Origin of the sequence: Agathobaculum sp. Marseille-P7918, from assembly GCF_900625105.1 — a bacterium.
Classification (GTDB): domain Bacteria; phylum Bacillota; class Clostridia; order Oscillospirales; family Butyricicoccaceae; genus Agathobaculum.
In genome coordinates, this window is record NZ_UYYD01000003.1 from 39,619 (window position 1) to 62,944 (window position 23,326).

The 23,326-nt window shown below is 57.7% G+C and carries 25 protein-coding genes and 1 tRNA gene; 14 read left to right on the forward strand and 12 right to left on the reverse strand.

The window, feature by feature from the left end; genetic code table 11:
• Both EJL02_RS06360 and EJL02_RS06365 read left to right on the forward strand, forming a co-directional pair.
• On the forward strand, positions 1–204 hold the full coding sequence (locus tag EJL02_RS06360) for a hypothetical protein (RefSeq protein ID WP_125115586.1): 204 nt from the start codon (positions 1–3) through the stop codon (positions 202–204).
• A gap of 217 nt (positions 205–421) precedes the next feature.
• Entirely contained in the window at positions 422–889 is a 468-nt protein-coding gene (locus tag EJL02_RS06365; RefSeq protein WP_125115587.1) for a low molecular weight protein-tyrosine-phosphatase, read from the forward strand.
• A 106-nt stretch (positions 890–995) separates the two neighbouring features.
• Here EJL02_RS06365 and EJL02_RS06370 read toward each other — a convergent pair whose 3' ends face one another.
• Together EJL02_RS06370 and EJL02_RS14145 are read right to left on the reverse strand one after the other, a co-directional pair.
• A complete protein-coding gene (locus tag EJL02_RS06370) occupies positions 996–1,715 on the reverse strand; it encodes a DUF4367 domain-containing protein (RefSeq protein WP_125115588.1) in 720 nt (239 codons plus the stop codon).
• Positions 1,699–2,274, reverse strand: coding sequence for an RNA polymerase sigma factor (locus EJL02_RS14145; protein ID WP_164510320.1), 576 nt, complete (start codon positions 2,272–2,274; stop codon positions 1,699–1,701). The genes EJL02_RS06370 and EJL02_RS14145 overlap by 17 nt, the downstream gene beginning before the upstream one ends.
• Before the next feature lie 343 nt (positions 2,275–2,617).
• Here EJL02_RS14145 and EJL02_RS06380 point away from each other — a divergent pair, with 343 nt between their 5' ends.
• From EJL02_RS06380 to EJL02_RS06395, 4 genes are all read left to right on the forward strand, one after another.
• Positions 2,618–4,177: an ABC transporter permease gene (locus EJL02_RS06380; RefSeq protein WP_125115590.1), complete on the forward strand. Its 1,560-nt coding sequence runs from the start codon at positions 2,618–2,620 to the stop codon at positions 4,175–4,177.
• 14 nt (positions 4,178–4,191) lie between these two features.
• Entirely contained in the window at positions 4,192–5,484 is a 1,293-nt protein-coding gene (locus EJL02_RS06385; protein ID WP_125115591.1) for an ABC transporter permease, read from the forward strand.
• 14 nt (positions 5,485–5,498) lie between these two features.
• Positions 5,499–6,128 carry an ATP-binding cassette domain-containing protein gene (locus EJL02_RS06390; protein ID WP_125115592.1) on the forward strand — a complete coding sequence of 210 codons (630 nt, stop codon included), beginning with the start codon at positions 5,499–5,501 and terminating at the stop codon, positions 6,126–6,128.
• A gap of 90 nt (positions 6,129–6,218) precedes the next feature.
• Entirely contained in the window at positions 6,219–7,760 is a 1,542-nt protein-coding gene (locus tag EJL02_RS06395; RefSeq protein WP_164510321.1) for an ABC transporter permease, read from the forward strand.
• Positions 7,761–7,821: 61 nt separating this feature from the next.
• Here EJL02_RS06395 and EJL02_RS06400 read toward each other — a convergent pair.
• The 6 genes from EJL02_RS06400 to EJL02_RS06425 all read right to left on the reverse strand — a co-directional run bounded on the left by EJL02_RS06400 (position 7,822) and on the right by EJL02_RS06425 (position 12,362).
• Positions 7,822–7,897, reverse strand: a tRNA-Met gene (locus tag EJL02_RS06400).
• 85 nt (positions 7,898–7,982) lie between these two features.
• Positions 7,983–9,542: a sensor histidine kinase gene (locus EJL02_RS06405; RefSeq protein ID WP_164510322.1), complete on the reverse strand. Its 1,560-nt coding sequence runs from the start codon at positions 9,540–9,542 to the stop codon at positions 7,983–7,985.
• A 2-nt stretch (positions 9,543–9,544) separates the two neighbouring features.
• Positions 9,545–10,225, reverse strand: a complete 681-nt coding sequence (locus EJL02_RS06410) for a response regulator transcription factor (protein ID WP_125115595.1) — start codon at positions 10,223–10,225, stop codon at positions 9,545–9,547.
• A gap of 113 nt (positions 10,226–10,338) precedes the next feature.
• Positions 10,339–11,202 carry a 16S rRNA (cytidine(1402)-2'-O)-methyltransferase gene (gene rsmI, locus EJL02_RS06415; protein WP_125115596.1) on the reverse strand — a complete coding sequence of 288 codons (864 nt, stop codon included), beginning with the start codon at positions 11,200–11,202 and terminating at the stop codon, positions 10,339–10,341.
• A gap of 20 nt (positions 11,203–11,222) precedes the next feature.
• Entirely contained in the window at positions 11,223–11,912 is a 690-nt protein-coding gene (locus tag EJL02_RS06420) for a tRNA1(Val) (adenine(37)-N6)-methyltransferase (RefSeq protein WP_125115597.1), read from the reverse strand.
• 66 nt (positions 11,913–11,978) lie between these two features.
• Positions 11,979–12,362 (reverse strand): metal-dependent transcriptional regulator, encoded by a 384-nt coding sequence (locus EJL02_RS06425; RefSeq protein ID WP_125115598.1) that lies wholly within the window; start codon positions 12,360–12,362, stop codon positions 11,979–11,981.
• Between the two features lie 208 nt (positions 12,363–12,570).
• On the opposite strand from EJL02_RS06425, the gene EJL02_RS06430 reads away from it, so the two are divergent.
• From EJL02_RS06430 to EJL02_RS06450, 5 genes are all read left to right on the forward strand, one after another.
• Positions 12,571–13,470, forward strand: coding sequence for a precorrin-6B methylase (locus tag EJL02_RS06430; protein WP_125115599.1), 900 nt, complete (start codon positions 12,571–12,573; stop codon positions 13,468–13,470).
• A gap of 407 nt (positions 13,471–13,877) precedes the next feature.
• Positions 13,878–14,453: a 2-oxoacid:acceptor oxidoreductase family protein gene (locus tag EJL02_RS06435; RefSeq protein ID WP_125115600.1), complete on the forward strand. Its 576-nt coding sequence runs from the start codon at positions 13,878–13,880 to the stop codon at positions 14,451–14,453.
• Positions 14,453–14,758 carry a 4Fe-4S binding protein gene (locus tag EJL02_RS06440; RefSeq protein WP_125115601.1) on the forward strand — a complete coding sequence of 102 codons (306 nt, stop codon included), beginning with the start codon at positions 14,453–14,455 and terminating at the stop codon, positions 14,756–14,758. Before EJL02_RS06435 ends, EJL02_RS06440 begins: the two co-directional genes overlap by 1 nt.
• On the forward strand, positions 14,758–15,957 hold the full coding sequence (gene porA, locus EJL02_RS06445) for a pyruvate ferredoxin oxidoreductase (protein ID WP_125115602.1): 1,200 nt from the start codon (positions 14,758–14,760) through the stop codon (positions 15,955–15,957). The genes EJL02_RS06440 and porA overlap by 1 nt, the downstream gene beginning before the upstream one ends.
• Position 15,958: 1 nt before the next feature.
• A complete protein-coding gene (locus EJL02_RS06450) occupies positions 15,959–16,894 on the forward strand; it encodes a thiamine pyrophosphate-dependent enzyme (RefSeq protein WP_125115603.1) in 936 nt (311 codons plus the stop codon).
• A 76-nt stretch (positions 16,895–16,970) separates the two neighbouring features.
• Here EJL02_RS06450 and EJL02_RS06455 read toward each other — a convergent pair whose 3' ends face one another.
• Positions 16,971–17,882 carry a YitT family protein gene (locus EJL02_RS06455; protein ID WP_125115604.1) on the reverse strand — a complete coding sequence of 304 codons (912 nt, stop codon included), beginning with the start codon at positions 17,880–17,882 and terminating at the stop codon, positions 16,971–16,973.
• A 135-nt stretch (positions 17,883–18,017) separates the two neighbouring features.
• A complete protein-coding gene (locus tag EJL02_RS06460; protein WP_125115605.1) occupies positions 18,018–18,641 on the reverse strand; it encodes a DUF4282 domain-containing protein in 624 nt (207 codons plus the stop codon).
• A 123-nt stretch (positions 18,642–18,764) separates the two neighbouring features.
• Between EJL02_RS06460 and aguA the strand changes: the two genes are divergently transcribed.
• A complete protein-coding gene (gene aguA, locus EJL02_RS06465; protein ID WP_125115606.1) occupies positions 18,765–19,859 on the forward strand; it encodes an agmatine deiminase in 1,095 nt (364 codons plus the stop codon).
• A gap of 34 nt (positions 19,860–19,893) precedes the next feature.
• Positions 19,894–20,757 carry an N-carbamoylputrescine amidase gene (aguB, locus tag EJL02_RS06470; RefSeq protein ID WP_125115607.1) on the forward strand — a complete coding sequence of 288 codons (864 nt, stop codon included), beginning with the start codon at positions 19,894–19,896 and terminating at the stop codon, positions 20,755–20,757.
• Between the two features lie 63 nt (positions 20,758–20,820).
• On the opposite strand, the gene EJL02_RS06475 is transcribed toward aguB, so the two are convergent.
• Entirely contained in the window at positions 20,821–21,252 is a 432-nt protein-coding gene (locus EJL02_RS06475; RefSeq protein WP_125115608.1) for a hypothetical protein, read from the reverse strand.
• Positions 21,253–21,310: 58 nt separating this feature from the next.
• Entirely contained in the window at positions 21,311–21,979 is a 669-nt protein-coding gene (locus EJL02_RS06480) for a GntR family transcriptional regulator (protein WP_164510323.1), read from the reverse strand.
• A 297-nt stretch (positions 21,980–22,276) separates the two neighbouring features.
• Here EJL02_RS06480 and EJL02_RS06485 point away from each other — a divergent pair, with 297 nt between their 5' ends.
• The gene (locus tag EJL02_RS06485) at positions 22,277–23,302 is read left to right on the forward strand and encodes a zinc-binding alcohol dehydrogenase family protein (protein WP_125115610.1); all 1,026 of its coding nucleotides are present in this window, start codon (positions 22,277–22,279) and stop codon (positions 23,300–23,302) included.
• Positions 23,303–23,326: the final 24 nt, after the last annotated feature.

Below are 23,326 nucleotides of genomic sequence, written 5' to 3' on the forward strand. Positions count from 1 at the left end.
ATGAATTGGACCGCGATTTGGATGGACTTTTTCGGAACGACTTCTTTTTGTGGGATCGATATGGGCTTTTGGGTGGCAATGGCAGTGGTCTGCCTGATCGTCGTTTTGATGAATGCGGTATTCTGGGGGATGAAACCCAAAAAGTCAGAGCCGTCCAAAGCGACAGAATCCGACTCGCCTCCGAGCGAACCGGGGAAAACGTGACTGCGGCGCATCATCTTCCGTGCACTTTCTGACTTGGAACATCGACTTTCCTGATAGGCCTGCCGTTTCCGACTGAAATTTGTAGTGTGCAAGACTGCTGAATATGGTACAATCAAAGTGTTAAAGCAAGGTTCTTTTCAGCACAGCAAGGCGTTTGACGATGTCAAGAAGCATGTATTATCAATTTATTTCTGGCTTGTGAAGGAATGTATAAGAGATGACCAAAATACTTTTTGTTTGCCACGGCGACATTTGCCGCAGTCCGATGGCTGAATATGTGATGAAAGATTTGGTGCAGCAAGCGGGCTTGCAGGACTGGTTTGTCATCGCGTCCGCGGCGACCAGCCGGGAAGAACTTGGCAATCCGGTGTATCCGCCGGCAAGACGCAAACTAGCGGAGCATGGCATTGCCTGCGGTGGGCATGCCGCCAGACAGCTTTGCCGCCGCGATTATGAGCAATATGATCTTCTGATTGGGATGGATGCGGCGAATATCCGCAATATGAAGCGCATCTGCGGGGGAGATGAGGAAGAGAAAATGCATCTGCTCATGGCCTACGCCGGATATCCTGACCGGGAAGTGGCAGACCCTTGGTATACCGGCAATTTTGAGTCCACATGGAAGGATATCGAAGCGGGCTGCCGCGGACTGCTGTGTCAGCTGCGCAAGGAAATTCCGGTATAAAAAACTTCCAGCCGATCAACTGCGATCGGCTGGAAGTTTTATTTTGGTGCGGTACACCCATATCGGATCTCTGTTGTGGTGTGTCGGATGCGTCCTGCATGGTGGGTCACGAGGGCAGCGGGATGCTGCGGGCGATGGAAAGGATCTCCTCCTCGGGCAGGTTGGAGAACACGGCTGCGATGTGCGCATGGTCCGGCGTGATCCAGACCAGCGTGCCGATGCCTCTCTTTTCGGTATAAGTGGCTTGCGTGCCGTTGATATCGACCTGCTTGCGCACCGACAGGTTCTCGTTGTCCACCGACAAGCGGGTGCTCTCGGAATAGAAACAGATCTGCGCGTAGCGTGATGCGTCTGTATTTTGCAGCAGGATCGTGGTGGGGTCCAGATCGTCGTCATAGACGCTGACGTACATATCTTCCGGAATGTACTGGGGAACCAATGGTCCGTCCTTCTCTTCCTGCAGTCCGTATATCGTGGCGGTGCCGTTGTCCACAGCGAACAGGTTGAGCACGCGCACGCGGAACGCTTCAACCGAGACAAAACTGGTGGTAAACGCCGCAAATGCGACGATCAGCAGTACGGCGACATATTTCCGCAGCCGGAGCAGCCGGGCCGTCGTGCGCCGGCGGCGCTGCTGCCGCAGTTCCTGAGCGATTTTGTCCTGCATCTGTGCACAGAGCTCGTCGGAGGGCGGTGCGTCCTGCAAGGCCTGCTGCCGGAGCTGTTCGCCCTGATATTCCGTGTATCCTTCCATCAGCGCTTCAAAAAAGGCGTCCTCATATTCCTCCCGCAGTTTGGCGTCGGCGCGGTCAAATGGATTCGTCATGAGGCGTTCCCTCCTTTTCTGCGAGTTTCAGGACACGCTTGCGCGCCCGCGAAACCAGGCTGCTGACCGATTCCGGTTTGACGCCGAGCAGCGCGGCGATCTCCCAGTCGGGCATGTGGTCCTGATATTTCATCAGCAGCAGGCTGCGGTCGCGGTCGCTCAGCCGGTCCAGTGTGCGGTAGAGCGCTTCAATGTTTTCCTTTCGGATCAGCCGGGCGTCCGGGCTGTTATCCCAAACGGTTTCGTCTGCTGCCTCCGACGGGATGGGCAGCGTTTTCTTTTGCGCCCGCAGATAGTCGATCGCGTGGTTGCGTGCGGCGTGATAGGTATAGGCATACAGCTGCGTTTCGGACAGGCCGCGCCAGTGGTCGATCGAGCGCATCATGCACAGCACGGTTTCCTGAATAAGGTCCTCGACGTCCGGACCGGTCACCAGCGCGGAGACCGCACGCTTCATCGTGCCGTAGTAGGTGCGGTAAAGCTGCGCGATGCGCTGCACTTCTTCGCTTGTCAATGCGTCCCGTGACGACGCGGGGGTGGATCCTTTGGTTTTCTTCACGCGCTCGCCCTCCCGTGCGGCCTGCATCGCGCTGCCGTATTTCCTTCCTTTATCATCATACAGGCGCATTGCACCCTTGTAAAGCGGTTTTTGCCCGCATTTTCGGCGAATCAAAAGAAAAAACGGACGTTTTTTTCGCGCGCTTGTGTTGCGGGAAATGGCGCGAAAGGCAACACCTTTTTGTGTAGAATATTGAAAAAATAATTTGTGTAATTTTGCTTGTTTCGCCAAGGCCGCCGACTTGTTATGATAGTAGTATCTCAAAGGGAATTGCGCTGCGAGGGGCGAAAAAACAGCGCTTTGGCAGCATAGGGTGATCGGCTGGGAAATGGGGGGATAGGCTATGATCAAGCGGTCCTTGTTGTACCTGCGCAGAAAGTATAAACGCAGCATTTTGTTATGGCTGCTGCTGTTTGTCATTTCGTGCAGCCTTGCCATCGGCGTGACGGTATGGAGCAGCATCGGCGCGGTCACCAAAGATGTGCAGGACCGGCTGGGGACGAGTTTCATTTGCAAGCTGGAACCGGACGAAGAGGACCCGGACTATTATCAGACCGAGCAGGCCCGGGACGGCACCACGCAAAGGTTTTATTCCGGCCTTGTGCTCGATCACGAACTGATCGACCCGGTCATGCAGCTGGACGGGGTAGTGGCGTACAACGGCCAGCTGGTCGAGCACGTTTGTGTGGATAATATACAATTGTGTCCCGGCGCGGCGGCAAACCGGTATCAGTATTACACCTCGGACCCGGAACGCATGGCGGACATTGCGTCCGATGTGGAATGGGGCGGCCTGGTGGACTATGAACTGAGCCTGACCAACACGGCGATTTATGGCAATACCGATACTTCGCTGAACGACAAATTCCGCACCGGCGCGTTTGAGCTGGTGTCCGGCCGTCATATCACGCCGGAGGACAAGCAGAAAGTCCTGATTTCCGACGAACTGGCCGAGAAAAACGGCCTCTCAATCGGGGATACGGTTGCCATCAGTATACGGAACCGGCATCTGGGCTGGTGGGATCTGCGTAAATACGACCCGGCGCAGGTGCTTGCGGCGTGGGAGCTCGAGATCGTCGGCATCTTCCATGTCAACGGTTATCAGCCGACCGGCGCGCATGTGGAGGAATACAGTATTACCTACAATTGGCTGCTGACGAGCGAAGATACGATTTCTCAGATCCACACGGCTTGGTACGGGAACTATATGGAGGACTTCGACTGTCCGTTCACCTTCAACAGCCTGACGTTTTTTGTGGATGATCCCGCCCGGCTGAACGAAATCGTGGAGCAGGTCGAAAATCTGGATCTGCGCGACGCACGGTATCTCCGTATTTTTCTGGACGACACGATGTACCAATCGACTGTGGAACCCTTGAACGCGATCCGCAACATGGTTGCAGGTTTGGTGGCCGCGATTGTTGTGGGATGCATGATTGTGCTGTTGATCGTGTTCACCATGTGGGTGCGCAGCCGCCGGCAGGAGGTTGCGATCTACTTATCGCTCGGCATCAGCAAGGGGAAGATCCTCGGCCAGTTCGTGGTGGAGGCCGCGATCGTGGCGGCGCTGGCGCTTGCAGTTGCGCTGCCGGTCAGCCTGCCGAGCGCCAATGCGATCGGCAATCAGATGCTGGCCTCGACCATCGAAGCGGCGCAGCCGCAGGTAAAGGAATATACGGACGAAGAAATCTATAACGCGACAATGAGCGGCAAATTATATGAGCTGTTCCAATATGACAGCGGCAGCTATGGCGGCCCGGAGCACATCGACTTTTCGTTCGGCTTTGTCCAGCTGCTGGTGCTGGCGGGGCTGGAATTGCTGATTATCATCGCGGCAATCTGCAAGGGCGGCTCGTTTATCTTCCGCTTGCAGCCGCGGCAGATCTTAACCACGTTACGGTAAAGGGGGAATATATGATGCCGACGACAAAACGCGCATGGCTGTACGTTAGGCGCAACCCCAAGCGGACGGTGCTGCTTCTGGTTTTGCTCGTCGCGCTGATGACCATTTCGCTGCTGGGACTCGCGCTCTATTCCGCGAGCGGCGACGCGGTCAAGGCGCTGCGCAGCAGCATCGGTGGGTATTTCACCATTCAGCAGTCGTCTGAGGGCGCGCAGAAAACCGATGAGCAGCTGCTCGGACAGGTGCGCACGCTGGACAACGTCAGCCGGGTCAACGGCGTGGATACTTACTACATGTACTGCGATGGGCTTGATCTGGTTCCCGGTTCCTACAGCGGCACGGGACTGCCCGGCGAGTTTGTGCCCAAGTTCATCGCCTGCACGGCATCCGAACTGCACGAGCGGTTCATTGCGGTCTCGTACCAACTGGCGGACGGGCGGCAGATTACGGCGGAGGACGAGCACAAGGCGATGATCTCCGAGGAGGTCGCGGAGTTGAACGGCCTGTCGGTTGGGGATACGCTGCACGCGAGCGTAGTTGAGGGCGTGATGGGCTGGCAGCCGACGCATGTCGGCACGCAGGTGGATTTCGAGATCGTGGGCATCTACGCGGTGACGCGCAGCGAGCCCGCCAGTCCGGGCACGCCCGAGAGCGAATTGCAGGAAAACGTGGTTTTCACCGACATCAACACCGCCAAAGAGCTGTACAAAATCAAGTTTCCCGATCGATCGGCCGAACAGTTCGATTACAGCTCGGGGATTATGCTGTTTTTGGATGACCCGGCGCAGATGGAGCAGACGGTCGCCGAGCTGAAAGTCCAGCCTTACGCGGATTGGGACAGTTTCATCATTTCGGAGAACAACGCGCGATACGAGCAGACGGCGGGCGCAATCCAGAAGGCCGAGACCATCAGCTTTTTCCTGCTGCTCGTCATTTTAGTGCTCAGTGTGGGCATTCTGGCGCTCATCCTGCTCATGTGGACGCGCGAGCGCATGACCGAGGTCGGCATCCTGATTTCGCTCGGCATTTCGCCCAAAAGGATCACGGGACAGATCGTACTGGAGAATTATTATGTGGCGCTGCCGGCGTTTCTGATCGCCGCACTGCTCAGCTTCGGCCTATCCGGTGTGATCGGAAACGCGATTGTCGGGCTATTGCAGGATATCAAGCTGGCAAGCTATATCGGGCCGGTGCAGCTCATCATCGTTGCGGTATGCGCGGCGCTGGTGATCGCGGTGTCCGTGCTGCTCGCGTCCATTTCGATCATGCGCAAGAAGCCCAAGGACATTTTGACGGATCTGAGCTGAAAGGAGTGTTGACTATGCCGGTTTTGCAGACCAAAGACTTGAAATATTATTACTTTTCCGATCATATCATTTTTGAAAATCTGGATTTGTCATTTGAGCGCGGCAAGGTGTATGTGATCCTGGGCGCGTCGGGCAGCGGCAAGACGACGCTCCTGTCCCTGCTCGGCGGGCTGGACGCGCCAAAGGGAGGCGAAATCCTGTTCGAGGGCAAAAATATCGCGGAGATGGGGCTGGAGAAGTACCGGCACGACTGCGTGTCGTTTGTGTTCCAGAACTATAATCTGATCGAGTACATGACGCCGCGCGAAAACGTGCAGCTGGTGGACGCGCACGCCACGGCGGATACGCTGCATCAGGTCGGTCTGACCGACGAGGAAATCGACCGCAACGTGCTGAAATTGTCCGGCGGACAGCAGCAGCGCGTCGCGATCGCGCGTGCACTGGCGTCGGCCGCGCCGGTCATCCTCGCGGACGAGCCGACCGGCAACCTGGACGAAGATACGGCGCGTGACGTGACCGAATTGCTGGTCGAGCGCGCGCGGTCGCTGAACAAGTGCGTCATCATCGTCAGCCATTCGCCCGACGTTGCCGCAGCGGGCGACGTTATCCTGCGCTTTTCGCACGGGGAGATCGAGGTGTCGTGAGCAGAACAAAAGCACCGGTTGCGTCCGAACCGGTGCTTTTTGCATATCGACGGCATGAATCAGCGGGAAGATAAGAAAGAGGGGGGAACCATGGTCAAACGGTCATTGTTATACCTTTGCAGGAAGTACAAGCGCAGTATCCTGCTGTTCCTGCTCCTGTTTGTCATCTCGTTCAGCCTCGCGGTCGGTGTCACGGTCTGGGGCAGCATCGGCGCGGTCACCAAAGAGGTGCAGGACAGATTGGGGACGAGCTTTCTTGTCAAAATGCCGGCGCTGGACCCGGAAAATACCGAATACACCGAACCGGCGTTTCGAAAAGATGGCAGTGTAACCAAGGTATATGTGGGCGATATGTTAGACCAGAAATTGGTAGATACCATCATGCAGGTGGATGGTGTGACGGCATATAATGGCGAAATGAGTTGTTATTTATGTGCGGATAACTTGGAACTTGTTGAAGGGCTTGTCGATGCAATATATAAGCTTACATCGGATAATCCGGAGCACTTGGTAAACTATTTGGATATGGGAGGGTGGGATTATTTGGAAACTGGCCGCAGAACGACAAAATTGTACGGCAACACGGATACTTCTTTATATCAGAAATTTCGCACCGGTGCGTTCGAGCTGGTAGAAGGTCGGCATATCACCGAAAAAGATCAGAGGAAAGTGCTGATTTCGGAGGAATTGGCTGCGTGCAATGATCTGCATATCGGAGATACCATTGATATCAGCATGCGTGAATATCATTTGGGAAGATATGATGATGTAAAGAGAATTTTGGGTGAAACACAGTTGGAAATCGTGGGCATTTTCCATGTGAATGGATTCCAGCCGACCGGGGATGTGATAAGTGAAGACGAAATTACATATAACTGGCTGCTCACAGATATCGATACGGCATACTGGGCAGATACTGTATGGAATAAAGGCTATTATCAAGATTTCAGCTATGGTTTTGCCTATGACAATCTCAGCTTCTTTGTGGATAAGCCTGCCGAACTGGAACAGATCATATCGCAGGTGAAATCGCTGGATCAGGGCGCTGTCTCCTTTTTTGATATCTCGTTGGACGACACCATGTACAAATCGACCGTCGATCCGCTCAACTCCATCCGTAACCTGGTGGCTGGACTGGTGGGTGCAATTACGGTAGGCTGCATGATCGTGCTGCTGATCGTATTCACCATGTGGGTGCGCAGCCGCCGGCAGGAAGTCGCGATCTACCTGTCGCTCGGCATCAGCAAGGTGAAAATCCTTGGGCAGTTTGTGCTGGAAGCCGTGATCGTTGCGGCGCTGGCGCTTGCGGTTGCATTGCCGGTCAGCGCACCGATCACCGACGCGATTGGCAATCAGATGCTGGCATCCACGATTGCAGCGTCACAGCCGCAGGAAAAAGAGTATTCCCAAGAGGAGATCTACAATGCGGCAATGAACGGCAAAATGTCCGAATTGTTCTCGTATGAGAGCAGCAGTTACGCCGGTCCGGAGAGCATCGACTTTTCGTTTGGGTTTGCCCAGCTGATGCTGCTGGCAGGGCTGGAGGTGCTCATCATCCTCGCGGCGATCTGCAAGGGCGGTTCGTTTATTTACAAATTGCAGCCGCGGCAAATTTTAACGACGTTACGATGAGAAATACCCCATGAGCAAAAAAGAAAAAGCACTGATTTCTTCCGAAATCAGTGCTTTTTAATGGTTGCGGGGGCTGGACTTGAACCAACGACCTCCGGGTTATGAGCCCGACGAGCTACCAACTGCTCTACCCCGCGATATAACCCCTTCACTTAAGGTGCTTATATACTATACCACGAGATAAGGTTGTTGTCAAGATAAAATTGAGCAAAAAGTTAAAATTTATACGGTCTCGGTCGGATCGCTGTTTTCCGGCGCGTCGGGAAGCGCAAACCAGAAGGAAATACCGCCCGGCACATTTTCTGCGCCGCAGGAACCATGCAGCGTATCGGCAATGGCATGCACCAGTGACAGACCGATGCCGGTGCCGCCGGCTTCGCGTGTGCGTGCGCGGTCGGTGCGATAGAACTTCTCCCAGATTTTCGGTAGTTCCTCTTCGGGCAGGCCCTCGCCCTCGTTGAACACGGTTAAGCGCATGCCGGAATCCGTGCGCACAGCGGAAATGGCAATGTGTCCGCCGTCCACCGTGTAGCGGATGGCGTTGGACAGATAATTCATCAGTACCTGCTCGAGCAGGCCGCCGTCCGTGCGGACCGAGACGTTGGTGTCGGCATAATCCACGGTCAATCCACGGCTCTCACAGAGCACCGAGGTCTTTTGCACGGCTTCCGCGCAGAGCGCGTGCACATCGATATCGTCATAGAAGGTCTGTTCCGCGCCGAGCTCGAGTTTGGACAGGTTCAGCAGCTGCATGACCAGCTTGTTCATGCGGTCGGCCTCATCCGCGATGGTATCGCAGTAATATTTCCGGTCCTCGGGGTCGTCGGCCACGCCGGCCGTCAGGCCTTCCGCATAGCCCTGAATCAGCGCGATTGGGGTTTTCAGTTCGTGCGACACGTTGACGATAAATTCGCGCCGCATGCTGTCGATGCGTTCTTTTTCCTCGATTTCCTGTGCAAGCTGGTCATTGGACTGCTTGAGCTCCCCAATGGTCTGTTCCAGATACGCGGACAGGCGGTTGAGCGACTGGCCGAGCTGACCGATCTCATCGCTGCTGCCGGCCGGGCATTGGCTCGAGAAGTCCAGCTCGCTCATGCGGTCGGCGACGCCGGCCATGTCGATGAGCGGCCGCGTGAACTGGCGCGAAATGAAATAGCCCCAAACCAGACAGATGAGCAGGGCACATCCGCCCGCAATGAGCAGGAACACCAGGTTGAGCGAGGAATTTTGCTCGATGTAGGCATAGGGCATATAGGCAAACAGACAGTTATTCGCCTGACTGTCCAGCGCGCCGGCCAGACACAAATATTGGTCGCCATCCCACAGAGAAACGTTCAGGAACTGATAATTGTGTTTGGTGAGCGTGTCCAGATTGACGCTTTGGGCGATGGATTGCAGGATAGCATAGCCGCGGCGCTGCTGGTCGAACAGGTCAAAATCCGGCAATTGGAAGGTTTCCTGCGAGCTGGAGTCCCCGCTGCCGGAATTGCCCTTGCTGGAAGAGAAAAACGAGGCATATTGCACCGTGCCGTCCGACGCGACAATGGACAGTCGGATGGCGCTGCGGCTTTCGTAGTTATCCAGCACCGTGGCGATATCGTCCACGCTGCCGTTATAGCTGCTGCGAATGCTCTGATACGCGTCGCACAGCTCGTTGCGCCGCGTCATCATATAGTAATCCTCGTAGAAAAACAGGTTGAGCAGCAGCAGCATGCCGATAAACACCAGCGCGACTGCGCTGATGGCGGCAAAAAATTTGAACCGGATGGAACGGCTTTTCATTTTCATCCCTCAAAACGGTAGCCATAGCCACGGACGGTGGAGATCATCGAGCCGCAGTCGCCCAACTTGGCGCGCAGCTTTTTGACATGGGTATCAACCGTGCGCAGGTCGCCGAAATAGTCGTATCCCCAAACCGCGTTGAGGATGCTTTCGCGTGACAGGGCAATGGTGCGGTTGTTTTTGAAATAGACGAGCAGCTCGTATTCCTTGGGCGTCAGGTCGATTGGGGTGTTGTTGACCAGCACCTCGCGGCGCAGTTCGTTGATGGACAGCGCGCCGAACTGCTCGACCGGCGCGGTGGTGCGGCCCTCGCGCTTGAGCAGGGTGCGCACGCGCGCGGCCAGCACGATCGGGGAAAACGGCTTGGTGACATAGTCGTCCGCGCCGTCCTCCAGACCGCGCACCTGATCGGCATCCTCCGCGCGGGCGGTCAGCAGCATGACGGGCAGGTGCTTGTCCCCGCGCTCCTGTGCGCGCAGCTCGCGCAGCACTTCAAAACCGTCCATGCCGGGCATCATCACGTCCAGGATCGCAAGATCCAGACCCGGATGCCGGTTTTCCAGTATTTGCAGGGCTTCACGCCCGTCCGCGGCTTCCACAATGTTGTGGCCGTCGCGTTTCAAGAAGTCGCTGACCAGACGGCGGATGCGCGCCTCGTCATCGGCGATCAAAATCGTAGACATGATATCCCACCTCTGTGTTGATATAATTCAAAGTATACGGGCGGAATTTGTCCTTTGTGTGAACAAATCGGAAAGGGATCGGGAATTGATTGAAATATGATTGCGATTCGGCGTCAGTCGCCCGCGGCATCCTGCTCCAGCACAAAGCGGTACAGCGCGTTTTTCTTGACGCCGGCTTCGGACGAGACCGCTTTGACCGCGTCCTTCTGCGTTTCGCCCTGTGCCACGCGGCGGCGGACCTCGTCCGCGGCGGCGTGCAGCCGCGCGTCCTCGTCCTCGGGCGTGTCGGGCAGATCGGGTGCGCCCTCGACGATCAGCACGAATTCGCCGCGCGGCGGGGTCTGGTCGAAATACTGCACGGCCTCGGACAGCGTCATGCGGAGCGTCTCCTCGTGCAGCTTGGTCAGCTCGCGCGAAAGCGAGATGCGGCGGTCGCCGCCGAAGGCGTCCGCGAGGTCGCGCAGCGTGGCGCACAGCTTGTGTGGCGCCTCATAAAAGATCATTGTGCGCTTTTCGCCCGCGAGCGCGTCCAGATGTTCGCGCCGCGCCTTTTTGTTCACCGACAAAAAGCCTTCGAAACACCAGCGGCCTGTCGGCAAACCGGAAGCCGCCAGCGCGCACACGGCGGCGCAGCAGCCGGGGATCGGGATGACCGGCACGTCATGCGCGGCGCACAGCGCGACCAGATCTTCGCCGGGGTCGGAGACGGCGGGCGTGCCCGCGTCGGTTACCAGCGCGCAGCTTTCGCCGGCGAGCAGCTTGGCGAGCACTTCTTCGCCGCGCGCGCGGCGGTTGTGCTCGTAATAGGAGATCATGGGCTTTTTGGGCAGCGCGCAGGCGGAAAGCAGCTTCTGGGTGACGCGCGTGTCCTCGGCCGCAATAAAATCCACCGAGGAGAGCACCTCGCGCGCGCGGGGCGACAGATCGCCGAGGTTGCCGATCGGAGTGGCAACCAAATATAAGATGGGTTCACTCATAGTAATATTTCCTCAATAAATTATTTTCCGTATATCTTCTGGTATTCTTCGCTTTCGACCAGCAGCGGCGGCTCGACGATCAGCCCTTCCGCGCTGCCGCCTTTGCGGCACTCGACCAGCACGGCGCTGGGCGCGGCAGCGGCATTTTGATGCACAAAGCGCAGCCGCTTGGGCACGAGCCGCACGCGGTCGAGCGCTTGCAGCAGCACCCACAGCCGCTCGGGGCGGAACACGAAGGCGACTTTGCCGCCCGTGTGCAGCACAAAAGAGGTCGCGACCGCGACATCCTCCACCGTGCAGCTGCCGTCCTGCCGGGCGGTGCGTTTTTCGGGCGAGGGGGCGCTTTTGCCCGCCGTGCGGTCAAAATAGGGCGGATTGCAGATCACATAATCCATGCTGCCGTGCGGGAAAATCGTGCGGATGGCGCGCAGGTCGCCCTGCACGGCGGCGATATCGACGCCGTTGTCCTCAATGGAGCGGAGGAACAGCGCAAGCGCATCCTCCTGCAATTCCAGTCCCGTGATTTTCAGGTCTGGGCGGTAAATCAGCAGCGCAAGCGCGCCCGTGCCGCAGCCGAGGTCGAGCACCTTGGCGTTCCGGCGCGGCCGGGCAAAGGCGGAGAGCAGCACGCTGTCCTGCCCGAGTTTGAAAAAACGGTCATCCTGCCATAAATGCAGCCCATTGGGCAGGGTTTCCACGGTTTGCGGCATGGGTTTTCCTCCTTGCAGGCCGATACGAAAGGCCGGCCATGATGGGCCGGCCTGTGGGCACTGGGATTATTGGGCGGCGTCGCCGCGGTGGCGGCGCGCATGCTCCTTGAGTTTGTCGAAGGTTTCCGCGCTGATGACATGCTCGATGCGGCAGGCATCCTCGGCCGCCGTTTCCGGCGAAACGCCCAGCATGGTCAGCAGTTCGGTCAGCACGGTATGGCGCTCGTAGATGGTTTCCGCGATGTGCAGACCGGATTCGGTCAGACCGAGCAGACCGTTCTGGTCGATGGAAACATAGCCGTTGTCCCGCAGCAGGCCGACGGCGCGGCTGATGCTCGGCTTGGAAAAACCGGTGTAGTGGGCAACGTCGATCGAACGCACCTGCCCGTTGCGCTGCGTCAGCACGAGAATGGCTTCCAGATAGTTTTCCGCGCTTTCCTGTATTTTCACGGGAGCGCCCTCCTTTGCTGCTGTTGGATCATTGTATTTATTGTAGCATGTCCCGTGTTTTTTGGCAACAGCGGCGCGCGGGCGGCGCCGCAGAAAAACCCATGCGCGGGGGTTTTCATTTGCTTTGCCGCTGTGCTATAATAAACCATATAGCAGGGTATTGCCGTGGATGCGGCCGTCCCATGCGGACAAAAAAGGAGTGACCGCTATGGATAAGCAGCTGTTCAATAATACGCAGATTCTCGCGTGGCTGCAATATTTTTCGGAAAACACGCAGGTCGATCTGGAAAAGGTCAAGATTCTTGACATCACCCGCAAGAATAAAAACCTGATCCCGACCGTCGAGTCCAACGATGCCGTGCTCGTGTTCACCGAGGCCGGTCACGCGGATATCTTTTACCGCATGTGGGACGCAGGATTGGGCGAGTGCGACGTGTGGTACAACACCGGCTCGGACCCCTCCGGCCCGATCGAGCACAACAAGCTGCGCGACATGATCAACCGCGGCATCAACGCCTCGGCGGCGATGCTGATTCTCAACCCGAACGCCCGCTCGACCTACAAGATTGGCATGCGCAACTCGAGCTTCTCGCGCGGCTCGATTCACTACGTCGGCAGCGAGATCCGCGCGGTCATTCTCAACAAGATGCATATTGCGGACAATGATACCGTGTGCATCATCTCGGGCGAGTCGATCGCGGTCGAATCCGCCATCATCGCGGGCGAGGGCACGGTCATTGCGGTCGAATACAACCAGAACGACCGCCGCACGATGGAAGAGAATATCGAGCAGTTCGGCCTGAACAACATCCAGATCATCGACCATGTGGACGATGAGACCATGAAGGATCTGCCCGTGCCGAGCCTGACCATGCTGGTCGCCTCCGCGAGCATGGAGCAGGAGATCGAGTGCCTGCTGCGTATCAACCCGCATATGGAGTTTGTCATCTATACGCTGGATTTCCGCTGCGCCGCGTCCATCCCGGATCTGTTCGCGCGCTATGGCATCGGCGAGACCGAGGTCATTCAGCTCGCGGTGTCCAAACTGACCAGCAAGCACACCTTTGTCACCGAGCCGGCGCCGTGGCTGATCTCGGGCAAGGCATAAAGTGTCTTTGCAGGAAAAACATTTGTTTTTGTGCGAAATGACGATTGACATTGCTGTGCCCCTTTATTATAATAAAGTGCAGTTACAACAAAACAGCAAAAGATGATGAGGGAGACAGTAGGATCGTTTGCGAACGCTCCAGCGAGCCGGGGCATGGTGTAAGCCCGGCGCCAGTAGGACGATGCCGAAAATCACTCCGGAGTTGCAGCCCGAAACCCTTTGGGGGAGTAGGTGCTGACGGTTTTCCCCGTTACAGGAAGCGCGTATGATGGTATGCAGTAACGGGTGGTTACACGCAAGCTTTTGACAGGCTTTCGTCCCTTTACGGGGACGAAAGCCTTTTTTGTTTCACCCGCGCGATCGCGCTTTGGTTGGACAGGACAAAGACAAAACGAGGAGGAAACAGCATGAAAAACATGGTGGAGATTCGCTGGCACGGCCGCGGCGGACAGGGCGCCAAGACCGCCTGCCTGCTGCTGGCGGACGCGGCGTTTGCATCGGGCAAATATGTGCAGGGCTTCCCGGAATACGGCCCCGAGCGCATGGGCGCGCCGATCACGGCGTATAACCGCATTTCGGATGAGCGGTGCACGGTGCATTCCAATATTTACGAGCCGGACTATGTCGTGGTCGTGGATGAAACACTGCTGCAGTCGGTCGATGTGACGCATGGCTTAAACCCCAAGGGCGCGATTGTCATCAACACGCACAAGTCGCCCGACGAGGTGCGCCCGCTGCTGCGCGGCTACGAGGGTCGTGTCTACACGATCGACGCGCGCGCGATTTCCGAGCGCACGCTCGGCAAGTATTTCCCCAACACGCCCATGCTGGCCGCAATCGTCAAGGTCAGCGGCGTGCTCGACCCGTGGCGCTTCCAGTCGGATATGGAGGTTTCGTTCAAGCATAAGTTCGCGACTAAGCCGCAGGTCATCGCAGGCAATATGGAGTGCCTGACCCAGTCTCTCAAGGAGGTGCGCGGATAATGGCAAAGAGCGCAAAGGATATCAACGAACAGTCGCCATGGCAGGATCTGACCCCGGGCGGCGAGATTTACGAGGGCGGCACTGCCCGCCTGACCATGACCGGCGAGTGGCGTGCCAATATCCCGGTCTGGCACGAGGAAAAGTGCAAGCAGTGTCTGCTTTGCGCGCCGTTCTGCCCGGATTCTTCCATTCCGGTTTGTGACGGCAAGCGCGCGGACTTTGATTTTGACCACTGCAAGGGCTGCGGCATCTGCTGGAAGGTGTGCCCCTTCGGCGCGATCGACTTTGTGAAGGAGGAAAAGTGATGAGCATCCGAGACCGGCTTTCGGGCAACGAGGCGGTTGCCTATGCCATGCGGCAGATCAATCCGGACGTGTTCGCTGCGTTCCCCATCACGCCATCGACCGAGATTCCGCAGTATTTTGCGCAGTATGTCGCCAACGGTCAGGTCGATACCGAGTATGTGACGGTCGAGTCCGAGCACTCGTCCATGTCCACCTGCATCGGCGCGTCGGCGGCCGGCGCGCGCGCGGTTACCGCAACCTCGTCCTGCGGCCTTGCATATATGTATGAGCTGCTGTATGTGGCGGCGTCCGCCCGCCTGCCGATCACGCTCGCGTGCGTCAACCGCGCGCTGACCGGCCCCATCAACATCAACAACGACCATTCGGATTCGATGGGCACGCGCGATTCCGGTTGGATCCAGCTGTATGCCGAAAACAATCAGGAAGCCTACGACAACTATCTGCAGGCCATGCGCATCTCGGAAACACCCGATGTGCGCCTGCCGATCATGGTCTGTCAGGACGGCTTCATCACCTCGCACGCGGTTGAGAACATCCTGCTCGAGGAGGACGACGCGGTCAAGGCGTTCGTTGGTGAGTATCACCCCGAGCATGCGCTGATCGGCCGGGAGACTCCGCTGGCCGTCGGCCCGTACGACGTTTCGCCCTACTACATGGAGCATAAAGTGCAGCAGGCCGAGGCGATGAAGAACGCCAAGCGGGCGATTCTGGACGTTGCTGCCGACTTTGAAAAGACCTTTGGACGCAAATACGGCTTCTTTGAGGAATATCAGATGGAGGACGCGGAAGTCGCGCTCGTGCTGATCGGTTCGACCGCGGGCACGGCCAAAGCCTGCATCGACCAGCTGCGTGCGGCGGGCCGCAAGGTGGGTCTCATCAAGCTGCGCGTGTTCCGCCCGTTCCCGGCCGAGGAACTGGCCGCGGCACTCAGCCACGTCAAGGCGGTCGCCGTCATGGACAAGAGCGAAGGTTTTTCCGCCTGCGGCGGCCCGATCTACGCCGAGACCTGCGCGGCCTGCTATGATCTGGACACCCGTCCGGTGCTGATCGACGTGGTGTACGGCCTGGGCGGCCGTGACGTTGCGGTCGAGGATATTGCACGGGTTTACGACCACCTGTTCCTGCTGGCTGAAAACGGCGGTAAGGGACCGAAATACATCCACATGGGCCAGCGCAGCAGCGAGAAGGAGGTGCTCTGACATGGCGTACAATCACAAAAAAGAACTTTCCAAGCCCGAGCGCTTTGTCGGCGGTCACCGCCTGTGTGCGGGTTGCGGCGCGGGTCTGGTGTGCCGCGGTATGATGCGCGCACTCGACGAGGGTGACAAGGCGGTCGTGTGCAACGCGACTTCGTGCCTCGAGGTTTCGTCCTTCCTGTATCCGTATACCGCATGGGAGGATTCCTACATCCACTCTGCGTTCGAGAACGCGGCTGCGACCTGCGGCGGCGTCGAGGCGGCGTACAACGTGCTCAAGCGCAAGGGCAAGATCGACGGTACCTATAAATTCCTCGCCATCGGCGGCGACGGCGGCACCTACGACATCGGCTTCCAGTCGCTGTCCGGCGCGATGGAGCGCGGACACGACATGGTGTACTTCTGCTATGACAACGAGGCGTATATGAACACCGGCATCCAGCGCTCGTCGTCCACGCCGCGCTTTGCCAGCGCGACCACGACCCCGGCCGGCACCGTTTCGGTCGGCAAAAAGCAGAACAAGAAGAACCTGACCGAGATCATGGTCGCGCACAACATCCCGTATGTTGCGCAGACCACTTTTATCGGCAACTTTAAGGATTTTCACGAAAAGGCGCACCGCGCGATCTACACCGAGGGCCCGGCGTTTGTCAACGTCATGTCGCCCTGCCCGCGCGGCTGGCAGTATTCGACCGAATTGCTGCCCGAGATCTGCAAGATGGCAGTGGAAACCTGCGTCTGGCCGCTTTATGAGGTTGTCGAGGGCAAGTGGCATCTCAATTACATGCCCAAGAAAAAGCTGCCCGTGACCGAGTTTATGAAATTGCAGGGCCGGTTCAAGCATTGCTTTAAGCCCGGCAACGAGTGGACGCTCGAAGCTGCGCAGCAGTATGTGGACGAGCAGTGGGAAAAGCTGCTCGAGAAATGCGATAACGCATAAAATATTTGCCCAAAATAAAAAGCCGTTCTGCCCCGGAAGGGAGCAGAACGGCTTTTGTGGTTATGATCGAAACGCTTTAGTCGTGCGGACGGCGATAGAAGTTGCCCGCGACCTGATCGGTTTTCAGAATATTGATAAAGGCGTGCGGGTCGATTTCGCGCGCGGCACGCGTGATCTCCTTGACCTGATCGCTGGCGATGACCGAATAAATCAGATCGCGTTCTTCGCCGTTGTATAGGCCGGTGCCGTGGAACAGCGTTGCACCGTGGTGGGTGGTGTCTTTGATGTGCTCGTAGATATCCTGCGCTTGGTTGGAGATGATGAATAGCGTGGTGCGCTTGAAGCGCGGGTCGAGCAGGTGCACGATCTGCGTGGAAGCAAACTGGAAGATGATCGAGTACAGCGCCTTATCCCAGCCGAACAGCACGCCGGCAACGGCAAGCATCAGGCAGTTGCCGACAAAAATGTAATTCCATGCATCCACGTTCAGGCGCTCGCTCAGAGCGACCGCGATGAAGTCCGTGCCGCCGCTGGTGGCGCGGCCGAGCAGGCACAGGCTGATGGCAAACCCGTTGATGATGCCGCCGAAAATACAGACGAGCAGCACGTCATTGGTCAGCGGCATGGAAGGGATGATATCGGTCAGCACGCTGGTCAGCGCGATCATCAGACAGGAATAGAGCGTAAACCGCTTGCCGATCAGCCGGAAGCTGATCACCGCCGGAATCGCGTTGAGCAGCAGGTTGATCGCGGTGAACGGCAGCGCCACGCCGCCGAATTGCTGCGCGCTGCGCTGGATGAGCAGGGTCAGGCCGTTGAAGCCGCCGGGGAACAGTCCGCCGGCATCGACGAAGCTCTTGATGTTGGCCGCCATGACGACCGAGGCCAGCACGATCAGCAGCAGACGCTTGACACGGCTGGTGAGCGATGTTTCCGGACCATTCTGCGGGTGAATGCTGTGATCGGCGGAAGCTGGTTTGGACGGCATAAAAATCCCCCTCTTTGGCCGGCCGCAGGGCCGGTGAATGTTCGCCTCTATTATAACACAAGGGCGCACAGAAGTTCATCAACTTTCTGTGCGCCTTGGTGGAAAAACCCCGGAGGGGGAGTATGGAATTTTGTGTTACGGCTGCGGCGGCTGCTCCTGCGGCGGAACCGGCGTTTGCGGTGCTGCGGGCTGCTCCGGCTGGGGAGCAACGGGAGCCTGCGGAGCAACGGGCCGTTCCGGCTGGGGAGCAACAGGAGCCTGCGGGGCTGCGGGCTGCTGCGGAGCCGGCGCGTGCGGATGCACCGGGGGAACGGGTTGCTGCTGCGGGGCCGTGGGCGGAACCTGCGGCTCTGCGGGAAGCGGACCCATCTTGCGGTTGATTTCCTGCGTATTGCGGCACAGGACGAGCAGCAAAAGCGCATATTCATACACGATGCGCGCAGCCAGATTGCCGATTACAAAGAGAAGCAGCGCGGTGAAAAAGTGCGAAAACAGCAGGATGACGCTGTAAACCACAATGGCGACGACCGTGATGCAGTACAGTAACCGGATGAGCTTTTCCGTGAAAAACGTCCGGAAGTTGAGCACATCATGCAGTTTGGCCACGGTGCCCTGAAAATGGTTGGGCTTGCGGACAAACAGGAAATACAGTGCGAGACCGCCTGCGATGATGATGAGCAGCGCGATAATCGGCAGCACAACGGCGAAAAATGGGGTATAAGAATAGGTTTGCGTATAGGAATAAGGATAGCTGGACATGATTTCCTCCTGATAAACCAGTGAAGTATATGTATATTTAGTGTAACATATCCGGGAAAATCTTGCAAGTTAAATCGAAATGTTGTACCCTATTAAGGAGAAAATAAGACGGAGAGAAACGGTATGAGGATTTTACACACCACGCCCGTGCAGGACGGGTTTTCTATGCCGGCGGAGTATGCGCCGCACGAAGGCTGTCTGATGATCTGGCCCGAGCGGGCGGATTCCTGGCAGTACGGCGCGTATGCTGCGCGCAAGGCGTTTTTACAGGTGATCGACGCGATTTCGCAGAGCGAAAAGATGACCGTGCTGTGCTCGGAAGCGCAGTATGACAACGCGCGCGCGCAGCTGCCCGAGCGGGTGCGGCTGGTCGTGATGGAGACCGACGACGCGTGGGCGCGCGACGTCGGGCCGACCTTTGTGATAAACGGCAAGGGCGAGCGCCGCGGTATCGACTGGGGCTTTAACGCCTGGGGCGGCGCGGTGGACGGCCTGTATCCGAGCTGGGAGCGCGACAACCGCGTCGCGCGCAAGTTCTGTGATCTGCTGGAAAATGACTGCTATGACAAGCGGGATTTCATCTGCGAGGGCGGCTCGATCCATGTGGACGGCGAGGGCACCGCGCTGGTGACCGAGGCGTGCCTGCTGTCCGCAGGGCGCAACCCCGACCTGTCGCGCGAGCAAATTGAGCAGACGCTGTGCGACTATCTGGGCGTACAAAAGGTGATTTGGCTGCCGCGCGGCATTTATAACGACGAGACCAACGAGCATGTGGACAACGTCTGCGCGTTTACCGCGCCGGGCGAAGTGGTGCTCGCGTGGACGGAGGATGAGAGCGATCCGCAGTATGCGCTGTCCGCGGCGAGCCTTGCCGCGCTCGAAGCGGCGGTGGACGCCAAGGGGCGCCGCATCAAGGTGCACAAGCTGCCGCTGCCCGCGCCCGTGACCATCACGGCGGAGGAGTGCGAGGGGCTGGACCTGTGTGACGGTGAGCCGACGCGCACGCCGGGCGAGCGGCTGGCTGCGAGCTATGTGAATTTCTATATCGCAAATGACGCGGTCGTCATGCCGGCCTTCGGCGACCCGATGGACGAAAAAGCGCAGGCGATTTTGCAGGAGCTGTTCCCGACGCGCAAGGTCGTGGCGATTCCGGCGCGGGATATCCTGATCGGCGGCGGCAACATTCACTGCATCACCCAGCAGATTCCGCGCGCGTGAGGCAAGGCGACAAAGAGTAAAGGAGTGCGAAACAATGAGCAAAGTGACCGTGGCTGCGGTGCAGATGACCTACGGGCTGGAAATCGCGCTGGAAAAAGTGCGCGAAGCGGCCGCGCAGGGCGCGCAGATCATCCTGCTGCCCGAGCTGTTTGAAAACTGGTATTTCTGCCAGGAAAAGAATTATGAAAACTACCATCTGGCGACGACGCTCGAGGAGAACCCCGCGGTAAACGAGCTGCGCAAGCTGGCGCATGACTTCCATGTCGTGCTGCCGGTCAGCTATTACGAGCGCGTGGGCAACACCACCTTCAACACGGTGGCGGTGATTGATGCGGACGGCACGATCCTCGGCCAGTATCGCAAGACCCATATCCCGGACGACCATTTCTATCAGGAAAAGTTCTATTTCACGCCGGGCGACACCGGTTTCCGCGTGTGGGACACCGCGTATGCCAAAATCGGTGTGGGCATCTGCTGGGACCAGTGGTTCCCGGAGTCCGCGCGCTGCATGGCGCTGCAAGGGGCGGAGCTGCTGTTCTATCCGACTGCGATCGGTTCAGAGCCCATTCTGGACTGTGATTCCATGCCGCACTGGCGGCGCTGCATGCAGGGGCACGCGGCGGCGAATATCATGCCACTGATCGCGGCTAACCGCGTCGGCACCGAGACGGTCACCCCCTCGGCAGACAACCAGAATCAGTCCTCGAGCCTGACGTTTTACGGTTCGTCCTTCATCGCGGACGAAACCGGCGGATTGGTCGAGCAGGCCGGCCGCGAAGAGACTGGCATCCTGACGCACACCTTCGATCTGGACGAGATCCGCGAACTGCGCCGCAGCTGGGGCGTGTTCCGCGACCGCCGGCCGAAGATGTACGGTGCGATGGGGCATTTCGGATAAAAAAGACAAAAAGGCGCCCGCTGCGGCTTGGCCGCGGCGGGCGCTTTGTTTTGGGTGGATGGCTTAGAAAACCTTTTTGGCGATGTGCTGCTCTTTGGCTTCGCGCAGCTTGCGGATCAGCTCGGGGTCCGCATCGTCCAAGCATTCATATACCTCAATGGCGAAGTCCACGCTGTCGATGGATTTCTGCACCAGACGGATCTTGCGGTCGCTCTCGATGGCCTCGAGCAGACCCTGCGCGATCTCGTGGCATGGCTCGCGCGCGCACTGCTGGGCAAAGGCCTTGACCAGATTGTGCGGACGCAGACTGGAACCGCCGATGATGAGCAGGAACGCGCCGATCGCGGCCAGCAGCAGGCTGATGGTGAGCAGTGCGTTGCCGGCGATCAGGTTGAGCACAATGCCGATCAGGAGCAGTGCGCCGCCGATGATCTCAAAACGGATGGCAGCCGCGCGATAGCGGCTGAAGTAAGAGGCTTCTTTGTCGGTTTTCATGTTTTTGCAATCCTTTCTGCATGGCGGGACAGGCCCGGCCATAAGATGAAATGAACAGTCAGACAATGCTGGTGTTGCTGTAACTCTTGAGAAGGGTCGCCAGCGAGGACTCCTCAGAAAAGTGCAGATGCTGCACCATGGCGCGCGCCGCGCGCTCCCAGTTGTGCTCCAGACAGGCGTCCGCGATCTCCGCATGCTCCGCCATGGTGCGCTGCAGGCGGCTTTCGATCAGCTGGCCGCTCATCACGCGCAGACGGATGTTCTGCGTCTGGATGCGGGAGTACAAATCAAACAAATATTCATTTGGCAGGACGGAAATCAGCGTGGAATGGAACTGATCGTCCAGTTCATAGAACCCCGTGAATTCCTCTGCGTCGGCGTACTCGTGAAAGATCTTGGAAAACCGCTCGATCTTTTCCATATCCAGCCGGCTGCCGTAGTTGCGCAGTGTATAAGGTTCCACCAGCCGGCGCACTTCGAAAATCATGCTGATATCGCTGATGGTGAAGCCGGACACCACGATGCCGCGTTTGGGAAACACTTTGAGCAAGCCTTCCTGCTCGAGCCGTCCGATTGCTTCGCGCACGGGCGTGCGGGAAAAACCGAGTTCGGCCTGCAGAAACGCTTCGCTGAGCAATTGATTGGGGGCGTACTCGCACATGGTGATTTTCCGTTTGATAAATTCATAAGCCTGCGACTGCATCGAGGCCGATTTTGCAGATGACATGTGTTCCGGTACCTCCGAATGGGCAAGAACTGCCGTAATAAATCTATTATATCGAATTGGTGGAAATTTGCAAGAGGGGGAAAGAACGGCTTGATTCGTGATTTTAGACATATTGCATGGAGCTGGATTGGATAAACTCACGATTTTTGGAAAAAACGTGAAACTGGAATTGACAAACCCAAAACGGGGGGATAAGATTACAAGTACAGAGAGCTTGTATACAAGTGATATACAAGACTAGAGGAACTGTTTTGGCGGGGTAAAACCCGAAAAAGAAAGTTTGGAGGGAAACAAAAGATGAAAGCAATTTGCATCAAGGAGCCGGGCAAGGTCGAGATCGTTGAGCGCGAAATGCCGGTCCGCAAGCCGGGCGAAGCACTGCTCAAGCTGCTGTACGGCGGCATCTGCGGCAGCGACCTGGGTTCCTATCGCGGCGCGAACGCTTATGTATCCTATCCGCGTGTACCGGGCCACGAGTTTTCGGCGGAGATCATCGAGATCGATGACAACGACAAGGGCCTCAAGCCTGGCATGATCGTCACCTGCAACCCGTATTTCAACTGCGGCAGCTGCTATTCCTGCAAGCGCGGCCTGGTCAATGCCTGCACGGACAACCAGACCATGGGCGTACAGCGCGAAGGCGCTTTTGCGGAGTACATCACCATGCCGATCGAGCGCATCTATGACGGCAAGGGCCTGGATCCCAAGGTGCTGGCTCTGATCGAGCCGTTCTGCATCAGCTATCACGGCGTATCCCGTGCGGATGTCAAGCCGGGCGAGCGCGTGCTGGTTGTCGGCGCGGGCACCATCGGCGTGCTGGCAGCGGTTGCGGCCAAGGCAAAGGGCGCTGAGGTTACCATCTGCGACGTAGCACCGGATAAGCTGGATTACGCTTACAAGACCTTTGAGCTGGATCACAAGCTGCTCAACGAGTCGCCCGAGGCGTTTGAAAAGGGCGTTGCGGAGCTGACAAACGGCGACGGTTTTGACGTGACCATCGAAGCGGTCGGTCTGCCGAACACCTTCCAGAACTGCATCGACGCTGCCTGCTTCGGCGCGCGCGTGGTTCTGATTGGCGTTTCCAAGCGCAACATTGAAGATTTCTTCTTTACCATCATCCAGAAGAAGGAACTGAACATCTACGGTTCTCGCAACGCGATGAAGAAGGACTTCCTCGAACTGATCGATCTGGTCAAGGGCGGCGGTGTAGCACTCGACAAGATCGTCACCAACACCTACAAGTGGACGGATGCTCCCAAGGCATTTGAGGAATTCGCGGCGAACGCCGGCAAGATGCTGAAGGTTGTTATTGACTTCACCTGAGCGGCAAGGCGACGGTGTGGGAAA